This is a genomic window from Paraburkholderia sp. BR10882 (genome assembly GCF_040948855.1).
GTDB classification, from domain to species: Bacteria; Pseudomonadota; Gammaproteobacteria; order Burkholderiales; family Burkholderiaceae; genus Paraburkholderia; species Paraburkholderia nodosa_A.
In genome coordinates, this window is sequence record NZ_JBFPKP010000005.1 from 235825 (window position 1) to 257249 (window position 21425).

General features: G+C 64.5%; 20 protein-coding genes. 17 read left to right on the top strand and 3 right to left on the bottom strand.

The genetic code is table 11. The annotated features are described in order from the left end of the window. The first annotated feature begins 8 nt into the window (after nt 1-8). The 4 genes from AB3X99_RS15870 (at nt 9) to AB3X99_RS15885 (ending at nt 2495) form a co-directional block, all read left to right on the top strand. A complete protein-coding gene (locus tag AB3X99_RS15870; RefSeq protein ID WP_342948219.1) occupies nt 9-1139 on the top strand; it encodes a sn-glycerol-3-phosphate ABC transporter ATP-binding protein UgpC in 1131 nt (376 codons plus the stop codon). Nucleotides 1140-1167: 28 nt separating this feature from the next. After that, complete coding sequence (locus AB3X99_RS15875) at nt 1168-1380, top strand: hypothetical protein (protein ID WP_368617457.1); 213 nt, start codon at nt 1168-1170, stop codon at nt 1378-1380. Nucleotides 1381-1875: 495 nt separating this feature from the next. Beyond that, nucleotides 1876-2106 carry a type II toxin-antitoxin system Phd/YefM family antitoxin gene (locus AB3X99_RS15880; RefSeq protein ID WP_069262207.1) on the top strand — a complete coding sequence of 77 codons (231 nt, stop codon included), beginning with the start codon at nt 1876-1878 and terminating at the stop codon, nt 2104-2106. Beyond that, a complete protein-coding gene (locus tag AB3X99_RS15885) occupies nt 2106-2495 on the top strand; it encodes a type II toxin-antitoxin system VapC family toxin (protein ID WP_133183964.1) in 390 nt (129 codons plus the stop codon). Before AB3X99_RS15880 ends, AB3X99_RS15885 begins: the two co-directional genes overlap by 1 nt. Here the strand turns inward: AB3X99_RS15885 and AB3X99_RS15890 are convergent. After that, complete coding sequence (locus tag AB3X99_RS15890; protein WP_368603224.1) at nt 2474-3550, bottom strand: LacI family DNA-binding transcriptional regulator; 1077 nt, start codon at nt 3548-3550, stop codon at nt 2474-2476. The two genes, AB3X99_RS15885 and AB3X99_RS15890, sit on opposite strands and share 22 nt — an antisense overlap. Nucleotides 3551-3835: 285 nt before the next feature. On the opposite strand from AB3X99_RS15890, the gene AB3X99_RS15895 reads away from it, so the two are divergent. From AB3X99_RS15895 to AB3X99_RS15935, 9 genes are all read left to right on the top strand, one after another. Continuing rightward, entirely contained in the window at nt 3836-5131 is a 1296-nt protein-coding gene (locus tag AB3X99_RS15895; RefSeq protein WP_368617458.1) for an extracellular solute-binding protein, read from the top strand. Between the two features lie 60 nt (nt 5132-5191). Next, nucleotides 5192-6109, top strand: coding sequence for a carbohydrate ABC transporter permease (locus tag AB3X99_RS15900; protein WP_256094494.1), 918 nt, complete (start codon nt 5192-5194; stop codon nt 6107-6109). Between the two features lie 3 nt (nt 6110-6112). Further along, nucleotides 6113-6943 carry a carbohydrate ABC transporter permease gene (locus AB3X99_RS15905; RefSeq protein WP_069262203.1) on the top strand — a complete coding sequence of 277 codons (831 nt, stop codon included), beginning with the start codon at nt 6113-6115 and terminating at the stop codon, nt 6941-6943. A 45-nt stretch (nt 6944-6988) separates the two neighbouring features. Continuing rightward, nucleotides 6989-8119 (top strand): sn-glycerol-3-phosphate ABC transporter ATP-binding protein UgpC, encoded by a 1131-nt coding sequence (locus AB3X99_RS15910; protein WP_342948217.1) that lies wholly within the window; start codon nt 6989-6991, stop codon nt 8117-8119. Between the two features lie 108 nt (nt 8120-8227). Beyond that, complete coding sequence (locus AB3X99_RS15915) at nt 8228-10636, top strand: glycoside hydrolase family 3 N-terminal domain-containing protein (protein ID WP_368617459.1); 2409 nt, start codon at nt 8228-8230, stop codon at nt 10634-10636. 88 nt (nt 10637-10724) lie between these two features. Further along, the gene (locus tag AB3X99_RS15920) at nt 10725-11492 is read left to right on the top strand and encodes an SDR family NAD(P)-dependent oxidoreductase (RefSeq protein WP_368603222.1); all 768 of its coding nucleotides are present in this window, start codon (nt 10725-10727) and stop codon (nt 11490-11492) included. Further along, on the top strand, nt 11489-12373 hold the full coding sequence (locus AB3X99_RS15925; RefSeq protein WP_368617460.1) for an SMP-30/gluconolactonase/LRE family protein: 885 nt from the start codon (nt 11489-11491) through the stop codon (nt 12371-12373). Before AB3X99_RS15920 ends, AB3X99_RS15925 begins: the two co-directional genes overlap by 4 nt. A 153-nt stretch (nt 12374-12526) precedes the next feature. Then, nucleotides 12527-13153: a hypothetical protein gene (locus AB3X99_RS15930; protein WP_368617461.1), complete on the top strand. Its 627-nt coding sequence runs from the start codon at nt 12527-12529 to the stop codon at nt 13151-13153. A gap of 180 nt (nt 13154-13333) precedes the next feature. After that, nucleotides 13334-13672 (top strand): type II toxin-antitoxin system RelE/ParE family toxin, encoded by a 339-nt coding sequence (locus AB3X99_RS15935; RefSeq protein ID WP_368617462.1) that lies wholly within the window; start codon nt 13334-13336, stop codon nt 13670-13672. Nucleotides 13673-13732: 60 nt separating this feature from the next. On the opposite strand, the gene AB3X99_RS15940 is transcribed toward AB3X99_RS15935, so the two are convergent. Together AB3X99_RS15940 and AB3X99_RS15945 are read right to left on the bottom strand one after the other, a co-directional pair. Next, entirely contained in the window at nt 13733-14617 is an 885-nt protein-coding gene (locus AB3X99_RS15940; RefSeq protein ID WP_069262197.1) for an amidohydrolase family protein, read from the bottom strand. Nucleotides 14618-14655: 38 nt separating this feature from the next. Further along, nucleotides 14656-15153 (bottom strand): MarR family winged helix-turn-helix transcriptional regulator, encoded by a 498-nt coding sequence (locus tag AB3X99_RS15945; RefSeq protein WP_069262196.1) that lies wholly within the window; start codon nt 15151-15153, stop codon nt 14656-14658. Nucleotides 15154-15264: 111 nt separating this feature from the next. Here AB3X99_RS15945 and AB3X99_RS15950 point away from each other — a divergent pair, with 111 nt between their 5' ends. The 4 genes from AB3X99_RS15950 (at nt 15265) to AB3X99_RS15965 (ending at nt 21369) form a co-directional block, all read left to right on the top strand. After that, entirely contained in the window at nt 15265-16092 is an 828-nt protein-coding gene (locus tag AB3X99_RS15950) for a p-hydroxycinnamoyl CoA hydratase/lyase (protein ID WP_368617463.1), read from the top strand. Nucleotides 16093-16127: 35 nt separating this feature from the next. Beyond that, nucleotides 16128-17579 carry an aldehyde dehydrogenase gene (locus tag AB3X99_RS15955; RefSeq protein WP_368617464.1) on the top strand — a complete coding sequence of 484 codons (1452 nt, stop codon included), beginning with the start codon at nt 16128-16130 and terminating at the stop codon, nt 17577-17579. An 85-nt stretch (nt 17580-17664) separates the two neighbouring features. Continuing rightward, nucleotides 17665-19569: a feruloyl-CoA synthase gene (locus AB3X99_RS15960; RefSeq protein WP_368617465.1), complete on the top strand. Its 1905-nt coding sequence runs from the start codon at nt 17665-17667 to the stop codon at nt 19567-19569. Between the two features lie 12 nt (nt 19570-19581). Continuing rightward, nucleotides 19582-21369, top strand: a complete 1788-nt coding sequence (locus AB3X99_RS15965; RefSeq protein WP_368617466.1) for an acyl-CoA dehydrogenase family protein — start codon at nt 19582-19584, stop codon at nt 21367-21369. The last annotated feature ends 56 nt before the right edge of the window (nt 21370-21425 follow it).

Here is a 21425-nt window from a genome sequence, read left to right on the forward strand (position 1 = left end):
ACATAACAATGGGCGAACTCGTATTGCGCAACGTCGTGAAGACGTATGGCGAAGGTCCGCAGATCATTCAGGGCATCGATCTTCATATTCCTGATGGACAGTTCACGGTATTCGTCGGGCCGTCGGGTTGCGGGAAGTCGACCATGCTGCGCATGATCGCCGGGCTCGAGGAAGTGAGCGGCGGCGACATTCTGATCGACGGCCTACGCGTGAACGATCTGCAGCCTGTGGACCGCGGCGTGTCGATGGTGTTCCAGAGCTACGCGCTCTACCCGCATATGACGGTTGCGGAGAACATGGGCTTTTCGCTGAAGCTCTCGGGCAAATCGAAGCGCGAAGTACGCGAGGTCGTGGGCCGCGCTGCCGAAATCCTGCAGATCACGCACCTGCTCGAGCGCAAGCCGAAGGCGCTCTCGGGCGGCCAGCGGCAGCGCGTCGCGATTGGCCGCGCGATCGTGCGCAAGCCGCGCGTCTTTCTGTTCGACGAGCCGCTGTCGAATCTCGACGCGGCGCTGCGCGTGCAGATGCGCATCGAACTCGCGAAGCTGCACCGCGAACTCGGCACGACGATGATTTACGTCACGCACGATCAGGTCGAGGCGATGACGCTCGGCGAGCAGATCGTGGTGTTCAACAAGGGGAACATCGAGCAGACGGGCGCGCCGCTCGATCTGTACGACCGGCCCGCGAACCGTTTTGTCGGCGGCTTCATCGGTTCGCCGCAGATGAACATGCTCGGCGCGACGGTCGTGTCGCAAAACGGCGTGCAGACCGTCCTCGCGCTTGCGGGAGCGAGCCACCGTATCGCGTTGTCGGGCCGCCCGGATCGCGCACTCAATGGCGAATTGACCCTGGGCGTGCGCGCCGAACACTTGAGCATCGGCTTCGCGGACGAAGGCATCGCCGCTCGCGTGGAGCTGGTCGAACATCTGGGCGATGTCTCGATCCTGCACGCGCGTCTCGACGGCATGGCGCACGCCGTCGCGCTCAAGCTCGACAAGAAGGACGCGCAATACGAGGCGGGCGCGCGCGTGGCCATCAAGGTGGCCTCGTCCGCGGTCACGCTGTTCGATGCGAAAGGCGACGCGGTGGCGTTCGAGCGTCCCCAGGTGGGAGAGCACGTTCAAGCCGTCGTTTGACGTGCCGGTTTGGTCGGGGAAGAGTGCCATGACGAACAAAGGGTCGAAGGACGATTTCGCGTCCGCTGTCAATGCGCGCAGCGGGCAGGCCGCGACGTCCGATGAAACGCGCGATGTGACGGAGAGGGAGCGCGAGTCGCAACGCGACCGCCAGGAGAAACGGCGCGAGCCGCTTTCCTTACTGGGCCGGGATCCGGCGCGGTTTACGCGGACTCCGCGTCGATTCGCCAAGCCCAGGTAAAACACGCATGGCGGCGCCGGAAGCGGGCATTTAACATGAATTAACGTTAAGGGTAACGTTATTATGTTTCTGCTTAATCGATGGTCTGCAGCAAAGGTAATCACCTCCCCCAACGCTCCGCTTTCCTGCGGCAGCGTCCGTATCGGCAAGCGAAGCGTACACCGCTACTCGCGCATATCCGCCGGCAAGCAACACACCCTGTTGTCGTGCCTCGCGGGTCGCTCGATCACAACTCGGGCTGCTTGACGGGCATCCATCAGACAGACCGATTATATGAAAGCGCAAGGGCCGCGGGGCGGATTCGGGCGAAACATGTTACCGGTAAAAACCCGCAGTTCGTTGGTGCGAGATATACCGGTGCAGGGCGTAGTTCAGGCAGGAAACGGTTGGGCAACGCCGATAAAGAGCCATTGGGGTGCGAAGCGCAATTTCGTTGCGTGCGCAACGACCCGATGCAATAAAAATCCGATAGAATTTTGATGGGTGGAGAGCGTCATGGAAAAGCGAGTATCCAAAGCCATTTTCAAGTCCCGCGCCTGCGAGCTGTTCCGCCAGGTCGAAACGCTGGGCGAAACCGTCGTCGTGACGGACCGGGGACAACCCACCATTGAAATCCGGCCGTATCGCAGCAAGACGGAGAATCCGCTCGAGCTGCTGCGCGCGTCGATCACGCATTTCAATCTCAAGCACGCGCTTGCACCGGTTCCCGCCGAGCAGGAAGAGTAATGATCACGCTCGACACGCTTGCGCTCGTGTGCTGGCTCGGCAAACAGAAAGCGCTGAGTCAGGCCGCGCACGATGCGATCGACCGTGAACTCGACGGCGGCGAGATCCTCATTTCAGCCATCAGCGCGCTGGAAATCGCGGAGTTCGTGAAGGCGGGCAGCCTGGGGCTTTCCATGGATGCCCGTAGCTGGCTCTCGACGTTTCTGAAGCTGGATGGCGTGCGCCTGATTCCGGTCGATTCGGAAATTGCGTTCCGGGCGGCGACGCTGCCGCCCGCGCTCACTTCGCATCAGAGGCTGATCGTTGCGACCGCCCGCACGCATGGCGGCGCGCTCGTGACCTCCGATGCGAAGGTGCGCGCCTCGACTTACGTCGAAACGATCTGGTGACGCGAGCGGCGGTGGCGCGCTCGCACCGGTCCGGTCGAGTCGCGCACCACCAGCTCGGCAGGCAGCGTGATGCGCTGCGAAGCGGCGTCGATGCCGGCGATCTGCGCGAGCAGCGTATTGACCGCCGAACGCGCCATTTGCTGAAACGGCTGGCGAATCGTAGTGAGGGCAGGATGAAACTGCTCGGACATGGGAATGTCGTCGAACCCGATCACGGAAATGTCGTCGGGCACGCGCAGGCCGGCTTCCCTGACTGCGGCGATCACGCCGAACGCGCTCTGGTCGTTGGCCGTGAAGATCGCGGTGGGTGGATCGGGGAGATTGAGCAGGTCGAACGTGACGTCGAACGCCATCATTTGCGAGAGGTCGCCCGCGGCGACCAGCGCGTCTTCACGTGGCAGGCCGAGCTTGGCGAGGGTGTCGCGATAGCCGCGCTGGCGGTCGCGCACGCCTTCGATGGTTTCGTCGCCGGCGAGAAACGCAATGCGCTTGTGGCCGAGTTCCGCGAGATGCTCGACCGCGAGACAGGCGCCGCCGTAATTGTCGACGGACACCGAAGGAAAGCCCGTGAGCGTGCCGCGCTGATCGACGACCACTACGGGCACTTTGGCCGTGGCGAGTGCTTCGAGGCAGAGCGATTCGCGCGGCAGGATGGCGAGAATGCCGTCGGAAAATTGCTGGATCAACCCGAGCAGGTCGTGATGCGTATGGCGGTCTTCGTCGAACACGGTGTACACGAGCATTTCCATGCCCGCGCCGCGTGCCGCGCGGCCCGCGCCGAGCACCAGTTCGCTCGAGAACTGCGTGTCGAGCGTGGGCGTAATGATGCCGATGATGCCGTTGCGGCCGCCGGAGAGTTTCTGGGCGGTGCGGTTCACGACATAGCCGATGTCCGAAGCGATTCTCAGTACTTCGTCGCGCGTTTCGCGCGACACGCCCGGGCGTCCATTGAGCGCGCGCGACGCGGTCATCTGCGACACCCCGGCAAGCTTGGCGACGTGCTCAAGCGTTGGAGTTTGCCTTGCCATGCGTGGTGTGGGCTTACGAGAGGTCATGTCTGCGAAGACTCGCTCGTGACTCGCTGGTTACTCCGCGGATGGGCCGCTCGTCACGTTAGCGATACCGTTTGTGTGCTGGTTATTCTATCAGATGCGCGCTTGTGCAACCGTCCCCGTGCGTACCACCCTTGCGCAGGGCGCAAGCTCCCACGGGGGCTCACCAGGAAAATCCCGCATAGCCGTAGTTTGAGTCTCGGCTTAACATCCACTAACGTTAAGGCTAACGTTAAACCCGCAGATAACTCAGGTAGCTCTCAAAATTCCTAAAGAGGGGACACAAACATGGCGTACCCAGGTTTCTCCACGGCGCGGGCCATTGCCGGCGCCACGGCACTGCTGTTTTCACTGTCTGCAGTCGTTTCGAACGCCGTTGCGGCGGAATCCAAAACCATCACGGTGTGGGATCAGCAGACCAATGCGTCGTCGAGCAAGATCATCCGTGACGCGTCGGACCGCTTCGAAAGGGCCGATCCGGGCTACAAGGTCGAGAATTCGCACGTCCTGAACGAGGCGTACAAGACGAAGCTGAAGGTGGCGTTCGGTGCGAACCAGCCGCCGTGCGTGTTCGAGAACTGGGGCGGCGGCGGCCTGCAGGAATATGTGAAATCCGGTCAGATCGTCGACCTCACGCCGTACCTGAACAAGGACCCGGCGTATCGCAACCGCTTCATGCAGTCGTCGTGGAGCGTCACGACGTTCGGCGGCAAGACCTACGGTGTCGCTGCCGAAAACGCCGCGGCCGCCGTGATCTTCTACAACAAGGAAGTCTTCAAGAAGTACGGCATTACGCCGCCCAAGACGTGGGATGAACTGATGCACGTCGTGGATGTGCTGAAGCAGCACAACGTGGCAGCGTTCTCGCTTGCGAACAAGAACAAGTGGACGGGCTCGATGTACTACATGTACCTCGTCGACCGTATCGGCGGTCCGCAAGTCGTGAGCGACGCGATCGCAGGAAAGGGTAAGGGCTTCGAAGATCCGGCGTTCATCGAAGCCGGCAAGCGCATTCAGGAGCTCGTGAAGGCGGGCGCGTTCGCGCCGGGCATCAACGGCCTCGACTATGACTCGGGTGCATCGCGCCGTCTGCTGTATACGGGCAAGGCCGCGATGGAGCTGATGGGCGCCTGGGAAGCTTCGACGATCGCCAACGAAAATCCGACGTTCTCGAAGGATCTCGACTTCTTCCCGTTCCCGAGCGTGCCGGGCGGCAAGGGCGACCCGCGCGACCTGATCGGCACGGTGGGCGATGGCTTCCTGAGCATCTCGACCGAGTGCAAGACGCCGGAAGCCGCATTCAAGCTGATCCAGTCGCTGACCGACGACCAGGCGATGCAGGCGCGCGCGTCGGATGACCACAAGCTTCCGCCGGTCAACAACGTCAAGATCGACGATCCGTTCACGCAGCGTCTGCAGCAACTGCTTGCCGCGGCGCCGAGCGTGCAGCTCTGGTACGACCAGGCTCTGCCGCCGGCGTTGGGCGAACTGCACAAGGACACGACGCAGGCGCTGTTCGGTCTGTCGGTGACGCCTGAGGCGGCCGCGCAGCAAATGGAAGCCGCTTCGAAGAAGGGCGGTTGATCTCCAGCACTCAGGAAAAGTCCGGCTGGCGCCGCAAGGCGCCGGCCGGCAGAAAAGCTCGTGAATATTGCACTTTCCGCTACACCCGAACGCCGGCTGAAGCTCTCCTCGCAAACGCTCGTCACGGTCGTGTTTCTCGCGCCGGCGCTGCTGCTGCTGGCCGTGTTCCTGCTTTATCCGCTCGTTTCCAGCTTGCGGCTGTCGCTGCTCGACTGGAATGGTCTCGGCAATACGGCCCGCTATACGGGGCTCGCGAACTGGGCGCGGCTCGCCCATGACACGGTGTTCTGGCAATCGCTCAAGAACAACGTGATTCTCGCGCTCGCCTCGATTGTCATTCAGCTTCCTGTCGCGCTGGCGCTCGCCGTGCTGCTGGAAAAGGCCGGCCGTGGCTCGCGCGTACTCAAGGTTCTCTATTTTTTGCCGCTGCTCATGTCGAGCGTGGCGATCGGCGTGCTGTTCAAGCAGATCTACGATCCGAATTTCGGACCCCTGAATGTCGCGCTGCAGGCATTCGGGCTCGATGGTCTCGCGAAGGACTGGCTGGGCGACCCGCACTTCTCGCTGGGCGCGACCATCGCCGTGATCATCTGGCAGAACGCGCCTTTCTACATGATTCTGTTCCTCGCCGGCCTCTCGTCGATGCCGGCCGAGGTTAACGAGGCAGCGCTGCTCGACGGGGCTTCCGAGTGGACCATCTTCTGGCGCATCAAGCTGCCGCACCTGCAGGGCACGGTGCGCACGGCCGTGATCCTTTCCGTGCTCGGCTCGCTGCGTTACTTCGATCTCGTCTTCGTCATGACCGGCGGCGGCCCCGAGGGCTCGTCCGAGGTGATGGCCACCTACATGTATCGCACGGTGTTCAGTTCGTTCCAGCTCGGCTACGGCAGCACCATCGGCTCGGCGATGTTCCTGATCGTCATCGCAGTGGCGGCGGTGTCGATGTACTTCACGCGCCGCTATGCAACCGAGGTCTGAAGCATGATCAAGAAATTCCGCTTTCCCCGTGTGACGATTCCGATCCTCGCGCTGATCTGGCTGGCCGTCACCACGGTGCCGTTCATCTTCATGGTGGTGTCGAGCGTCAAGAGCCAGGAAGAGACCTTCACGACTTCCGTGTGGGCGCCGCCGAGCCACCTTTACTGGGGCAATTACGCGGCCGTGCTGAAGGGGCCGTTCTTCACATATTTCCGCAACAGCCTGTTCACGGTGGGCGTGTCGGTCGCGCTGATCGTCGTCATCAGCGCGATGGCGGCCTATGTGTTTGCGCGCATGCGCTTCAGGCTGAACAAGCTTCTCTTCGGTCTCGTGGTGGCGGGCATGATCGTGCCGCTGCATGCGACGCTGGTGCCGATCTACCTGCTTACGCGCAACCTCGGTCTTTACGATACGCAGTTCGCGCTGCTCGGCCCCTATGTGGCGCTCAGCCTGCCGGTGTCGATCTTCATCCTGACCGAGTTCATGCGGCAGATTCCGCGCGAGCTCGAAGAAGCCGCGCAGCTCGACGGCTGTAGCCCGTTCCGCATTTTCTGGCGCATTTTCTTCCCGCTTTCGGGACCGGGGCTCGCCACGGTGGCGATCTTCAACGGCATTGGTCTCTGGAACGAGTTCATCTTCGCATACATGCTCACGTCGACGTCCGAGCACCGTACGCTGCCCCTCGCGATCTGGGACTTCATGGGGCAATACGCGTCGAACATACCCTCGATGCTTTCCGTTCTCGTGCTCACGTCGTTGCCGTTGATCGTCGCTTACGCGTTCGGTCAGGAGCGCGTGATCAAGGGGATGATGGCCGGCTCGCTGAAGGGCTGATTCAGGTCTGATTCGCACCGCTAACCGAACTTCGCATAAAACGATATGGCAAGCATTTCCCTCAACAACGTACAGAAGGCCTACGCGAGCGGCAACGCGGTGATCCGCGACGCCAACCTCGAAGTCGGCAAGAACGAATTCTGCGTGTTCCTCGGCCCGTCGGGCTGCGGCAAGTCCACGCTGCTGCGCATGATCGCCGGACTCGAATCGATCACCGACGGCGAACTGCGCATCGACGGTGAACGCATGAACGAGGTCGAACCCGCGAAGCGCAAGGTCGCGATGGTGTTCCAGAACTACGCGCTTTATCCGCATATGAGCGTGTACGAGAACATGGCATTCGGTCTGCGTCAGGCGAAAATCGACAAGGCCGTCATCGACAAGAAGGTGCGCAGCGCGGCTGCCGCACTGCAGCTCGATAGCTATCTCGAACGCCGCCCCGCAGCGCTTTCGGGCGGCCAGCGCCAGCGCGTGGCGATCGGGCGCGCAATCGTGCGCGAGCCGGGCGTGTTCCTGTTCGACGAGCCGCTTTCGAACCTCGATGCGGCGCTGCGCGTGCAGACGCGTACCGAAATCGCGCGTCTGCATCGCGAGTTCAGCGAGGCGAGCGCCGTGTATGTGACGCACGATCAGGTGGAAGCCATGGCGCTGGCCGATCGCATCGTGCTCCTGCAGGCCGGCGATCACATGGAGCGCCACGGCAGCGTCGCGCAGGTGGGGGCGCCCCTCGATCTGTATCACCATCCGAAGAGCCGGTTCGTCGCGGGCTTCATCGGCTCGCCGAAGATGAACTTCTTCGCAGGCACGGTGGTGGGTGGCGACGATGGCGGCGTGGACATCGACCTGCAAAGCGGCGAGCGCGTGCGTGCGCGCGTGGACGGCTCGCGTGCGCGCGCCGGCATGAAGGTGACGCTCGGTGTGCGTCCGGAGCATCTGCGTGTGGCCGGCGATGCACGCAACGAACAGACGCTGGCGTGCCGCGTGAAGCTCGTCGAGCACATGGGCGAGCACAGCTACATCCACGCAACGCAGACCGGCTCGGGCGCGGCGACACTGATCGCCAAGGTGCCCGGCGACAGCGCGTTGACGCACGATGAAGTGGTCAAGCTTGCGCTGCCCGCCGAAGCATGCCACGTGTTCGACGATCACGATATGGCGCTGCGTCGTCTCATCTAAGCCGGGCACCGCTTTCGCCGCGCGCCCGCGCAACGCCATTTTCAAAAGCACAACTAAACGGACGGCGAAACATCAGCGCCGTCTCGTGCAATACCAGGGAGTGAAGCAATGTCGCTTGAACACACCACAGAGATTCCGCTTTACCGCCGCTCCGACGCACCGACCGCGCAGCGCGTGGCGGATCTGCTCGCGCGCATGACGCTCGATGAAAAAATTGCCCAGCTTCACGCCGCGTGGCTGGTGCTTTCGGCCGACGGCGAGCACAAGGCGCGCAGTATCGACTTCGCGCAAAGCGCCAACAGCCTCACGGTGAACCAGATTCTCGAACACGGTCTTGGACAGATCACGCGTCCGCTCGGCACCCACACGGTCGATCCCAAAGAGGGCGTGCGCGCGCTCAACGAACTGCAGCGCAAGATGGTCGAAGATACGCGCCTGGGTATTCCCGTCATGTCGCACGAGGAATGTCTCGTGGGCCTGATGATCAAGGACGCCACGCTGTTTCCCTCGCCGCTGAACTACGCGGCGACGTGGAACCCGGATCTCGTGGGCGAAGTGGGGCGCATCATCGGCGAGCAGGCGCGCTCGATCGGCTGCCACCAGGGCCTGGCGCCCGTACTCGACGTGTCGCGCGATCCGCGCTGGGGCCGCACCGAGGAAACGCTCGGCGAAGATCCGTATCTGGTGGGCGTGCTCGCGTGTCACTACGTGAACGGTCTGCAAGGCGAGCGCCGCGACGTGCTCGCCACGCTCAAGCATTTCGTCGGCCACTCCGCGAGCGAAGGCGCTCGCAATCATGCGCCCGTGCACGTCGGACCGCGCGAGTTGAACGACGTCTTTCTGCTGCCGTTCGAAATGGCGGTCAAACTCGCGCACGCGGGCTCGATCATGCCGGCGTACCACGATATCGACGGCGTGCCCTGCCATGCGGACCGCACGCTGCTGCACGATACGCTGCGCGAAAAGTGGGGCTTCGAGGGGCTCGTCGTTGCGGACTATGCTGCCGTCGACCTGCTCTACAGCCATCACGCGGTGGCGCACGACAGCGCGTCGGCGGCGGCGCTCGCGTTCAATTCGGGACTCGACGTCGAGTTGCCGGGGCACGAGTGTGCGGTCCATCTGAAAGAAGCGCTCGATCGCGGCGAGATCACCGAAGCGACGATCGACACCGCGGTGTCGCGCGTGCTGAGCACCAAGTTCCGCCTTGGCCTGTTCGAGAATCCGTATGTGGATGCCGAGCGCGTGGATGTGAAGGGCACGGCGGCGGCCGATACGGCGTATCAGGTCGCGCTCGAATCGGCGGTGCTGCTGCGTAATGAAGGCGGCGTGCTGCCGTTGAACGCCAATGGCGCGCAAACAATCGCGGTGATCGGCCCGACCGCCGACGACCCGCTCGCGCTGCTCGCCGGCTACAGCTTTCCGGTGCACCTCATCAACTCGGGCGAGCAGTCTGTCGCGTCGATCGCCACGCCGCTGGGCGCACTGCGCGCGCTGCTGGGCGATTCGCGCGTGCTGCATGCCAAGGGTTGCGACATCATCAAGACCCGCCGTGCGGGTGCGCCGGTTTTCCCGGGCGACGTGTCGCTCGACCTGAGCGCCGCCGCCAACCGCGACGAACTGATCAGCAAGGACACCGATGCGATTCCCGCTGCGGTCGAAGCCGCGCGCAAAGCGGAGGTGGCCGTCGTGTTCGTTGGCGATCTGGCGGGCTTGTTCCAGTCGGGTACGGTGGGCGAAGGCTCCGATACGGACAGCCTGGAACTCCCGGGCGTGCAGTTGCAATTGCTCAAGGCCGTGGTCGAGAGCGGCACGCCGACGGTCGTCGTGATGACGGGCGGCCGCCCGTACAACCTCGGCGGCCTCGAAGATCGCATTGCCGCGCAGATCATGGCATTTGCGCCGGGCGAGCGCGGCGCCGAGGCGCTTGCCGATCTGCTGGTGGGTCGCGCCGGGTTCAGCGGCCGTCTGCCGCTCTCCGTGCCGAAGAGCGCAGGGGCGGTGCCGTATGTGTACAACCATCGCCTCAAGAGCGCGGGCACGCCGATCGCCTACCACTTCGGCAGCCGCTATCCGTTTGGTTTCGGACTCGGCTACACGCAGTTCCGTTACGGCAGTCTCGCGGTGGCGCAACACGAAGTCCCGCTCGAAGACGGCACCGTCGAACTGAGCTTCACGGTCGAGAACACCGGCTCGCGCGACGGCACGGAGATCGTGCAGATCTACGTGCGCGACCAGCATGCTTCGACGGCGCGACCGGTACGCGAACTCAAGGCGTTCGCTCGTGTGCCGCTCGCGGCAGGCGCGCTCACTCGCGTGAACGTGAAGCTGCCCGTCGATATGTTCAATTTCACCGACGCACGCGGCGAGCGCATCGTCGAGCCGGGCAAATTCGATCTGATGGTGGGCAGTTCGAGCCGCGATATCCATCTGAGCGGCACGGTCACGGTGGTGGGCAATGCCACGCGCACGCTCCCGCGCGACTGGCGCATGCTGAGCGCCGTCGAAGTCGTCTCGTAAGCGAAAGGGAAGCGGCAGGTCAGGGCGGCGAGCCATTTGCGGCTCGCCGCCCTGTTTGGGTTCTGACAAGTCAACACTGGAATATTTGATGTCGTACGCAATCTATCCGAGCCTGGCGGACAAAACCGTCGTTATCACCGGCGGCGGCAGCGGGATCGGCGCCGCGGTCGTGGAGGCATTCGCGCAGCAGGGCGCGCGCGTGTTTTTCCTCGATGTGGCCGAAGACGATTCGCTCGCGCTTCAGGAAAAGCTTCGCGGTGCGAAGCATCCGCCGCTATTCAAGCGCTGCGATCTGTGCAGCGTGGACGCGATCGAAAGCGTGTTCGCGTCGATCGTCGATGCCGCGGGCCCGATCGACGTGCTCGTGAACAACGCGGGCAACGACGACCGCCATGATGTTGGCGAGCTGACCGCGAGTTACTGGGACGGGCGCATCGCCGTCAACCTGCGCCATCAGTTCTTCTGCGCGCAGGCCGCCGCGCGGGGAATGCGCCAGGCGGGGCGCGGCGTGATCCTGAACTTCGGTTCGGTGTCGTGGCACGTCGCGTTGCCGAACCTGCCGATCTACCTGACCGCCAAGGCCGGCATCGAAGGTTTGACGCGCGGCCTCGCGCGCGACCTGGGCGGCGCGGGTATTCGCGTGAACTGCATCATCCCGGGCGCCGTGAAAACGCCGCGGCAGATGAACCTGTGGCAAACGCCGGAGAGCGAGGCGAAAGTCGTCGCGGGGCAGTGTCTGCAGCTGCGCATCGAGCCCGAGCACGTGGCCCGCATGGCCTTGTTCCTCGCATCCGACGACGCCTCGCGCTGCTCCGGGCGCGATTACTTCGTCGACGCGGGATGGTACGGAGAATGACGATGCCGGCTCCCGTATGCGTATGGCCGATCGGCGCGGAGCTGGCCGAGGGACCGCTCTGGCAGGCCGCGGAAAACGCGGTCTATTTCGTCGATATCAAGGGCCGCCGGATTCATCGCTTCGTGGTCACGACCGGGGAGCGCACGACGTGGTACGCGCCCGACCAGGTCGGCTTCATCGCGCCGCTGGGCGACCGGGCTTTCGTGTGCGGCCTGCCTGACGGCCTGTATCGTTTCGACGCCGTGAGCGGGGAATTCGACAAGCTGGTCGATGTCGAGCCGCATCTGCCGGGCAATCGCCTCAACGACGGTTTCGCCGATGCGCGCGGGCGCCTGTGGTTCGGCTCGATGGACGACGCCGAGCAAGCGCCGAGCGGCACGCTGTATCGCGTGGACGCAGGCGCGGTGATGAGCACGCAGGACAGCGGCTACGTGATCACCAACGGCCCGGCCATGAGTCCGGACGGCCGCACGCTCTATCACAACGACACGATGCGCCGCGTCGTGTATGCGTTCGATGTTGCCATTGACGGCACGCTGTCGGGCAAGCGCGTCTTCACCGCCATTGCCGGCGACGGGTACCCGGACGGCATGGCCGTGGACGCAGAGGGCTACGTGTGGGTCGCACTATTCGGCGGCTGGCGCATCGACCGTTATTCGCCCGAAGGCGAACTGGCCGGCCAGATCGCGTTTCCGTGCGCAAATATCACGAAACTCGCGTTCGGCGGGGACGATCTGCAGACCGTATACGTTTCCACCGCGTGGAAGGGGCTCACGGCAGCCGAGCGCGAGAAGCAGCCGCTGGCGGGCGGCCTGTTCACGTTCCGCTCGCCGGTGCCGGGGCAGGCGCCGGGAAGCTGTGCGGCGGCCTTCGCACGGTAGGGAGCCTCGACCCCAGCCTCTACCCCAGCCTCGACCCTATAGGACCAAAGTCCGATGGTCGAGGCGTCCTGCAGTGTTAGGCTCCGAGAACACACGCCATGGTCCCGGACCGGCGCAGCAAGCGTGGCACCTGATCGTCTCAAGGGGACTACCATGCTCTACCGATCGAATACGCGCATTGCGTTCGCGCGCTGCCTGGCGCTCTCAGTCGTAGCATGCGGCTTCTTTGCGGCCTCGGTACCCCTGTGCCGCGCGGCTGACGAGGACGCCTCTGCCGCCTCGGAGGCCATGCCAGCCGGGGCCTCCGTCGACACGGAAAGCGGCACCATCAGTTTGATCGATCAGAAGAATGCACTCATCGTCGTGACCGTGCCGGGTCACGACGACCTGAGCTTCAATGTGAAAGATCACCCCGATGTGCTTAAGGTGATCCGGGTCGGCGACAAGCTGACGACCCACTACATGGAGCCGTACGTCACCGGATTGACGCCGGCCGAGGGTGCGGCGGTGACGCGCCTGACCCACACGGCAAAGGTGACCCAGCACTCCTCCGGCGCGGACCAGGAAAACTTCCAGGTACTCCGGGTCTTCAGCGGCGTGGCGCAAGTCACCGGCGTCGACCGCAAGCTCAACCTCCTGACCGTCGTCGACAAGTCCGGCACGGCCCGTTCCATTCGGGTCAGCCGCCCGGATCTGATCGAAGTGATGCAGTCCCTCAAGCACCATAGCCACGTGCGGATCAAGTACCAATCCGAGATGACGATCATCGTCGCCCGTTAGCGGCTACGCTGTGGGACGCCCGTTTGTTCCGGACCTAAAAGGTGGTGCGTGCAATCGGACCGATAATTCTCGCCGATCACGTGAAGCCAATCAGCTACCTCAAGAGTGAAGCCGCGCAAATCGTCAAGGATCTGACCGATTCAGGGGAGCCGCTCATCATCACGCGGAAACGCTTCGCTAATGCAGGCCCTGCTGCTGAAGTACCGCGTCCTGCCGACCGCGCGGATCGGTATCGATGAGCTGAGAAGCTACATCGTCCGCGCATCCGGATGGGAGACCTGGCGTCAGACGTCGGCTCAACTCCAGGACACCATTGCGCAGACCCGCGAGTTCCCGGAGAGCGGCCATGTGCCTGCCGAACTCGATGGCTTTGTCGACGACACTTTTCGACAGATGTTTTCGGGCAAGAACCGGATCATCTATCAGGTCCGCGACGACACCGTTTTTATTCACCTCGTGATCGACACGCGACGCGGCCTGCAAGCGCTTCTCCATAGAGTCGTGCTCCGCTTGATGTAAATTGCATGGGCGCAGCGTATCGAATACCGTGGCCGTGTCTCGCCGGGCGCGCCGCTGTCTTCAGGTTTTCGCGCCGAGATCCAGCAGCCGTACCGCATTCTCCTTGAGGATCAACGGGCGCACTTCCGGCTTGATGTCGAGCGTATCGAAATCCGCGAGCCAGCGATCCGGACGGATCAAGGGAAAGTCGGAAGCGAACAGCACTCGCTCGCGCAACAGCGTATTCGCGTACTTCACTAGTTCCGGCGAGAAGTATTTCGGCGACCAGCCCGACAGGTCGATATACACGTTGGGCTTGTGCAGCGCGATGGAAAGCGCCTGCTCCTGCCACGGCCAGGAGGGATGCGCGATGACGATCTTCATGTCGGGGAAATCGGCGGCCACGTCGTCGAGATAGATCGGCTCCGAGTACTTCAGACGCAACCCGCCGCCGCCGCGCATGCCCGAACCCATGCCCGAGTGGCCGCTATGAAACACCGCGGGCAGGCCATATTCGGCAATCACTTCGTATAGCGGGTAAGCCAGCCGGTCGTTGGCGAAAAAGCCCTGCATGGTAGGGTGAAACTTGAAGCCGCGCACGCCATGCGCCTCGATCAGCCGCCGCGCCTCGCGCGCGCCGAACTTGCCCTTGTGCGGGTCGATGCTGGCGAACGCGATCATGATGTCGGCGTTCCGCTGCGCGAAGTCGGCGATCTCTTCGTTGTCGATGCGGCGCCGCCCGATATTCGCCTCGCAATCCACCGTGAACATCACGAAACCGATGTTGCGCTCGCGGTAGTGCTCGATCGTTTCCGGAATCGTCGGGCGGCGGCCTTGCTTCAACACGGTGCCGAAATACTTGTCGGCGGCGTCGTCGAACTCCTTCGCGAAGAGGTCGGGCGGCTGGCAGCACGACACTTCGGCGTGGACGTGCGTGTCGATCGCAACGAGCTGGTCGATGTTCAAAGGCGTCTCCTCCTTATTGTCACTCGCCGCACGAGCGCTTAAGCAGCGCGCAGATTGCGCACGCAGGCATGCAGCAGCGCGTGGAGTTTTTCCGCTGTTTCGGTATCCATATCGTCGAGCATTGCGCCTTCGACGTGGTCGGCGGCGGCGTCGCATTCGCCCAGCAGCGCGTTGCCGGCTTCCGTGAGCGAAAGCAGCACCACGCGGCGGTTCATCGGGTCGGCTTCACGCATGACCCAGCCGTTCGCCTCCATCGTCTTTACGACTTCGTTGGCGGCCTGCGGCGTGATGAACGAGCGCTCGGCGAGTTGCGCATTGGACGAGCGGCCGCGCGCACGCAGCACGGAAAGCGCGGTGTACTGCGGCAGCGTGAGCCCGTGGCGCGCGAGCGCTTCGGTCAGGCGGCGCGACACGACGCGGTCGAGCTGGCCGATCAGGTAGCTCAGGCGCATGGGCGGCACGGCGTGCGGGCTGCCCTCGGCGGCTGGCTGCGCGATTCGGGCGCGCGGCGCAGTGGGTGAGGTTTTCTGGTTCATCGCGTTTTACGGGTTTGTACCGACGAGATCATATTCTACTTTACATATCAGGTAGCCTGATAGTAAATTGATTTCAAGCCGCGAGTGCGGCAGTGCCTACGGAGAGAGAGAATGAGTTACGAAGGTCGCTGGAAAACGGTCAAGGTTGCGGTCGAGGGCGGCATCGGCTGGGTGACGTTCAACCGGCCGGACAAGCGCAACGCCATGAGCCCGACGCTCAACAAGGAGATGATCGACGTGCTCGAAACGCTCGAGCTCGACGCCGAGGCCCAAGTGCTCGTGCTGACCGGCGAAGGCTCGGCGTGGACGGCCGGCATGGACCTGAAGGAATACTTCCGCGAGGTCGATGCGGGCCCCGACGTGCTGCAGGAGCGCATTCGCCGCGACGCGAGCCGCTGGCAATGGCAGCTGCTGCGCATGTATTCGAAGCCGACCATCGCGATGGTGAACGGCTGGTGTTTCGGTGGCGGCTTCTCGCCGCTCGTGGCGTGCGACCTCGCGATTGCCGCGGACGAAGCCACGTTCGGTCTTTCGGAAATCAACTGGGGCATTCCACCGGGCAACCTCGTGAGCAAGGCGATGGCGGATACGGTGGGCCACCGCGAGGCGCTTTACTACATCATGACGGGCGATACGTTCACGGGCCAGCAGGCCGCGAAAATGGGCCTCGTCAACAAGAGCGTGCCGCTCGCGCAGCTGCGCGAGGAAGTGCTCGCGCTTGCCGCGAAACTGCTCGACAAGAACCCGGTCGTGCTGCGCAACGCGAAGCACGGCTTCAAGCGTTCGCGTGAACTGACGTGGGAGCAGAACGAGGACTATCTCTACGCGAAGCTGGACCAGGCCAACCATCGCGACAAGGAAGGCGGCCGCGAGCAGGGCCTCAAGCAGTTCCTCGACGACAAGAGCATCAAGCCGGGCCTGCAGGCATACAAGCGCTAATCGATAGCGGCGCACCAGACAGAGGAGACAACGACATGCATGAAACCCGGCTTCTGATCGGCGGCGAGAAGCGCGCCGCGTCGAACGGCAAGACCTTCGAGCGCATCGATCCGGCCACGCGCGCAGTGGCCACGCGCGCCGCCGCCGCCACGGTGGAAGATGCGGACGCGGCCGTTGCCGCGGCCGCGCGCGCCTTCCCGGCGTGGGCCGCGCTCACGCCCACGGAGCGCCGCAAGCGCCTGCTGGCCGCCGCCGAGCGCATGGATGCGCGCACTGCGGACTTCATCGCCATCGGCGCGGCGGAAACGGGCGCAATGGCGAACTGGTACGGTTTCAATGTGATGCTCGCCGCCAACATGCTGCGCGAAGCGGCCGCCATGACCACGCAGATCGACGGCGCGGTGATCCCATCCGACGTGCCCGGCAGCCTCGCGATGGCCGTGCGCCAGCCGTGCGGCGTGGTGCTCGGCATGGCGCCCTGGAACGCACCGGTGATTCTCGCCACGCGTGCGCTCGCCATGCCGCTCGCGTGCGGCAATACAGTGGTCCTGAAGGCTTCCGAAGGGTGTCCCGGCGTACATGCGCTGATCGGCGAAGTGCTTAACGAGGCGGGGCTGGGCGAGGGCGTCGTCAACGTGCTCACGCATGCACCGGAAGATGCACCGGCCATTGTCGAGCGCCTGATCGCCAATCCCGCCGTCAAACGCGTGAACTTCACGGGTTCGACGCGCGTGGGGCGCATCGTCGCCGAACTTTCTGCTCGGCATTTGAAGCCCGCGCTGCTCGAACTGGGCGGCAAGGCGCCCGTGCTCGTGCTCGACGATGCCGATCTCGACGCGGCAGTGGAAGGCATAGCGTTCGGCGCGTTCTTCAATCAAGGGCAGATCTGCATGTCGACCGAACGCGTGATCGTCGACCGCAAGATTGCCGATGCGTTCGTCGACAAGCTCGTTGCGAAGGCACGCACGCTGAAGGCCGGCGACCCCACGCAGCCGGGCTCGGTGCTGGGGACTCTGGAGAGCGAAGCATCGGCGCGACGCATACTCGCGCTCGTGGAAGACGCGCGCGAGAAGGGTGCGAAACTGCCGCTGGGCTGCGAAGTGAACGGCGCGATCATGCAGCCTGTGATCGTCGAAAACGTCACGCGCGAGATGAAGCTCTACGCCGACGAATCGTTCGGCCCCGTGGTGACGGTACAGCGTGTGGACAGCGACGAAGAAGCGGTGAAGGTCGCCAACGACAGCGAGTACGGGCTTTCGGCGGCGGTGTTCAGCCGCGATATCGCGCGCGCCATGAACGTGGCGAAGCGCATCGAATCGGGCATCTGCCACATCAACGGGCCGACGGTGCACGACGAAGCGCAAATGCCGTTCGGCGGCGTGAAGGCGAGCGGCTATGGCCGCTTCGGCAGCAAGGCTTCGATCGCCGAATTCACGGACCTGCGCTGGATTACCGTGCAGACCGGCCCGCGCCACTATCCGATCTGAACGCGCGCATCACGACATGAACCACCGGGCCGTTTGCGCCGATCCACCGCGCAGCGCGGCACCGGTCAAGCAAAGGAGACAGGCTTTGGATTCGGAGCCGACCCAAACGCATGCTCGCGCCGTCGTGCAACCGGACTTCGCCGGTTATCGCGCCGTCGCGATCGGCTCGGCCGCGCCGCAGATCGAACGGCGCGGCGACTGCTGGTATTTGCGCTCGAGCGAGGCGCTCGACGACTTCCCCGAACGCGTGACCGACCGGCTCGTGAGCGGCGCGCGCGAGCATCCGGAGCGCTGGCTCGTGGCGCGCCGCGGCGCCGACGGCCAATGGCAGGGCATCAGCTACGCGCAGATGCTCGAACGCGCCCGTGCGATCGGGCAAGCCTTGATCGAGCGAGGCTTGTCGGCGGAGCGCCCGGTCGCGCTGCTTTCGGGCAACGATCTCGAACATCTGCAGATGGCGTTCGGCGCGCTATGGGCCGGCGTGCCCTATGCGCCCATTTCTCCCGCTTATTCGCTCGTCTCCAGCGATTACAACAAGCTGCGGCACACGCTGGGTCTGCTCAATCCCGGCCTCGTATTCGCGGCGGACGGCCCCGCTTTTGCCGCGGCGCTCGACGCCGCGGTGCCCGCCGATATCGAGCGCGTGGTCGTGACGCCGGCTGGCGGCGGCCGCCGCGAGACGCCGTTTTCGACGTTGCTCGAGACGCAGGCGGGCAGCTTCGAAGCCGCGCAGGCGCGCGTGAGCGGCGACACGATCGCGAAGTTCCTCTTCACCTCCGGCTCGACGCGCCTGCCGAAGGCCGTGCCCACCACGCATCGCATGCTGTGCAGCAATCAGCAGATGCTGCTGCAGACGTTCCCGCAGTTCGGCATCGAGCCGCCGGTGCTGGTGGACTGGCTGCCGTGGAATCACACCTTCGGCGGCAGCCACAACGTGGGTATCGCGCTCTACAACGGCGGCACGCTCTATATCGACGACGGCAAGCCCGTGGCCGGCCGCTTCGAAGAGACGCTGCGCAATTTGCGCGAAATCGCCCCCACGCTCTACTTCAACGTCCCGAAGGGTTGGGAAGAACTGACTGCCGCGCTCGAAACCGACGCGCAGCTGCGCGAGACGTTTTTCTCGCGCGTGAAGATGTATTTCTTCGCGGGCGCGGGGCTCTCGCAGGCGGCGTGGGACCGGCTCGAACGCGTGACGCAGGCCCATTGCGGCGAGCGCATCCGCATCATGGCGGGCCTCGGCATGACCGAGACCGCGCCGTCGTGCCTCTTCACGACCGGCCCGGTGATGGGCGCGGGCTATATCGGCCTGCCCGCGCCGGGCTGCGAGACGCGTCTCGTACCCGTGGACGGCAAGCTCGAAGCGCGCTTTCGCGGCCCGAACGTGATGGGCGGCTACTGGCGCGCGAACGAGGCGGACCGTCACGACGTGTTCGACGAAGAGGGCTACTACCGCACCGGCGACGCCGTGCGCTTCGTCGATGCCGGGCGGCCCGAACTCGGCCTGCTGTTCGACGGACGCATTGCTGAGGATTTCAAGCTCAGCTCCGGCACGTTCGTGAGCGTGGGGCCCATGCGCGCGCGCATCGTCTCGGGCGGCGCACCTTACGTGCAGGACGCGGTGATCGCGGGCATGGACCGCGACGACATCGGCGTGCTGATCTTTCCGCGCCTCGACGAATGCCGCCGGCTCGCGGGGCTCGATGCGAGTGCGCCCGCGCGCGACGTTCTCGACGCGAGCGCCGTGCGCGACTTCTTTGCTGACCTGATGGAGCGGCTGAACCGCGAGGCGACGGGCAGCGCGACCCTCGTCACGCGACTGCACCTGATGGACGCGCCGCCGTCGCTCGATCTGGGCGAGATCACGGATAAAGGGTCGATCAATCAGCGCGTCGTGCTGAGCCAGCGCGCGGCGCTCGTAGACGCGTTGTACGCCGCGCGGGGCACAGAAACGCGCGTGATTTTCGCTCGTCATCTGCAGCACGTTTGAGGAACGGTCACGATGAGTCTCGACTATCAGGTCCCGCTGTGCGACATGCGCTTCGTGATCGACGAATGGATCGAAGCACCCGCATGGTGGCGCAGCGTTCCCGCATGGGCGGACCTCGACAGCGCGACGGCGCAGCAGGTGCTCGAAGAAGCCGCACGTTTCGTGATGGAACGCGTCGCGCCGCTGAATCCGGCGGGCGACCTCGAAGGGTGCCGCTTCGAGGGCGGCGAGGTCTCGATGCCCACGGGCTTTCGCGAGGCGTATGCGGATTTCGTCGCGGCAGGCTGGCCGACGCTCGCGCTCGACGCCGACGCGGGCGGCCAGGGCCTGCCGCAACTGCTCGAAGTCGCACTGCAGGAAATGCTCGCGGCGGCCAACCACGCATGGCTGATGTCGCCCGGCCTCACGCATGGCGCGACGGCGTGTCTGATGGCGCACGGCAGTGATGCGTTGAAGCGCGACTGGCTGCCGAAGATCGCGAGCGGCGAGTGGCTTGCCACGATGTGTCTGACCGAGCCGCAGGCGGGCAGCGATCTCGCGCTGCTGCGCGCGCGAGCGACGCCCGACGCGGCGCACGGCGCCTGGCGCATCGACGGCAGCAAGATCTTCATCACGGGCGGCGAGCACGATCTGACCGACAACATCGTGCACCTCGTGCTCGCGCGTCTGCCCGATGCGCCGGCGGGCACGAAGGGCCTCTCGCTCTTCGTGGTGCCGAAATGGACCTTTGGCGAGACCGGCGAGCACGTGCGCAACGGCGTGCATTGCGAAGGCATCGAAAAGAAGATGGGCCTCAAGGCCAGCCCGACCTGTTCGATGCGTTTCGAGCACGCGCTGGGCTGGCTGGTGGGCGAGCCGCATCGCGGCCTCGCTTCGATGTTCGTCATGATGAACGCGGCGCGCCTGCAGGTGGCGATGCAGGGTGTGGGCCACGCGCAGCTTGCCTGCCAGCGCGCGCACGCCTACGCGCACGAACGCGTGCAAATGCGCGCCGTGAGTGCGCCTGCGCAATACGAGGGCGAGCCGGCGCAGGCCGCGCCGATCGCGTTTCATCCGGCCATGCGGCGCATCCTGCTCGACTTGCGCGCGACGGTGGAGGGCCAGCGGGCCATCGGCTACTGGATCGGTTACTGGCTCGACGTGGCCGCGCGCCACCCCGATGCGAACGAGCGCCAGGCGGCGGGGCAGCTCGCCTCGCTGCTCACGCCTGTCGCCAAGGCGTTCTTCACCGCCAATGGCTTTGCGGCGGCATCGAGTGCGCTGCAGGTGTTCGGCGGCTACGGCTATATCCACGAATACGGCGTGGAGCAGACGGTGCGCGACAGCCGCGTCGCCATGCTTTACGAAGGCACGAACGAAATCCAGGCGATCGATCTGCTCGTGCGCAAGGTGCTCGGCGATGGCGGCGAGGCGTTGCGCGCGTTGCTTGCGCATGTCACAGCGGACGCCACACGCTGTGTCGCTTCCCACGATCCTGCGCTTCACCGTGCAGGCGCACGGCTCGATGCGTTGGTGGCGGACGTGCAGCGCATCACGGGCGAAATCAGGCGGGGCAGTGCAGACGATCGCGAGTTGCCCTACCGCGTGGCCGACGACTATCTCGCGCTTATCGGCTGGCTGCTGCTTGCATTCGCCTGGGCGCGCACGCTGCGCATCGCGATGGATGCCTCGGCCGACGATCCGTTCTATGCCGAAAAGCGCGTCACGGCGCACTACTTCTTCGCTTACCCGCTCATGGCGTTCGATCACCGGCTGCGGCTCATCGAAGCGGGCTGCCGCACTCCGCTGCCCCATGCATGAAATTTTTTTAGCACGTAGGTTAGGTTAACTAACTAGTGACGGTGCGGTGAAAGGCC

What these genes read in the sequence shown, in the direction of transcription:
- AB3X99_RS15910 (WP_342948217.1), top strand. Translation starts at nt 6,989, where the DNA reads ATGGCAAGCATTTCCCTCAACAACGTACAGAAGGCCTACGCGAGCGGC.
- AB3X99_RS15905 (WP_069262203.1), top strand. Translation starts at nt 6,113, where the DNA reads ATGATCAAGAAATTCCGCTTTCCCCGTGTGACGATTCCGATCCTCGCG.
- AB3X99_RS15945 (WP_069262196.1), bottom strand. Translation starts at nt 15,153, where the DNA reads ATGAACCAGAAAACCTCACCCACTGCGCCGCGCGCCCGAATCGCGCAG.
- AB3X99_RS15875 (WP_368617457.1), top strand. Translation starts at nt 1,168, where the DNA reads ATGACGAACAAAGGGTCGAAGGACGATTTCGCGTCCGCTGTCAATGCG.
- AB3X99_RS15895 (WP_368617458.1), top strand. Translation starts at nt 3,836, where the DNA reads ATGGCGTACCCAGGTTTCTCCACGGCGCGGGCCATTGCCGGCGCCACG.
- AB3X99_RS15965 (WP_368617466.1), top strand. Translation starts at nt 19,582, where the DNA reads ATGAGTCTCGACTATCAGGTCCCGCTGTGCGACATGCGCTTCGTGATC.
- AB3X99_RS15925 (WP_368617460.1), top strand. Translation starts at nt 11,489, where the DNA reads ATGACGATGCCGGCTCCCGTATGCGTATGGCCGATCGGCGCGGAGCTG.
- AB3X99_RS15935 (WP_368617462.1), top strand. Translation starts at nt 13,334, where the DNA reads ATGCAGGCCCTGCTGCTGAAGTACCGCGTCCTGCCGACCGCGCGGATC.
- AB3X99_RS15920 (WP_368603222.1), top strand. Translation starts at nt 10,725, where the DNA reads ATGTCGTACGCAATCTATCCGAGCCTGGCGGACAAAACCGTCGTTATC.
- AB3X99_RS15955 (WP_368617464.1), top strand. Translation starts at nt 16,128, where the DNA reads ATGCATGAAACCCGGCTTCTGATCGGCGGCGAGAAGCGCGCCGCGTCG.
- AB3X99_RS15930 (WP_368617461.1), top strand. Translation starts at nt 12,527, where the DNA reads ATGCTCTACCGATCGAATACGCGCATTGCGTTCGCGCGCTGCCTGGCG.
- AB3X99_RS15950 (WP_368617463.1), top strand. Translation starts at nt 15,265, where the DNA reads ATGAGTTACGAAGGTCGCTGGAAAACGGTCAAGGTTGCGGTCGAGGGC.
- AB3X99_RS15890 (WP_368603224.1), bottom strand. Translation starts at nt 3,550, where the DNA reads ATGACCTCTCGTAAGCCCACACCACGCATGGCAAGGCAAACTCCAACG.
- AB3X99_RS15870 (WP_342948219.1), top strand. Translation starts at nt 9, where the DNA reads ATGGGCGAACTCGTATTGCGCAACGTCGTGAAGACGTATGGCGAAGGT.
- AB3X99_RS15915 (WP_368617459.1), top strand. Translation starts at nt 8,228, where the DNA reads ATGTCGCTTGAACACACCACAGAGATTCCGCTTTACCGCCGCTCCGAC.
- AB3X99_RS15880 (WP_069262207.1), top strand. Translation starts at nt 1,876, where the DNA reads ATGGAAAAGCGAGTATCCAAAGCCATTTTCAAGTCCCGCGCCTGCGAG.
- AB3X99_RS15885 (WP_133183964.1), top strand. Translation starts at nt 2,106, where the DNA reads ATGATCACGCTCGACACGCTTGCGCTCGTGTGCTGGCTCGGCAAACAG.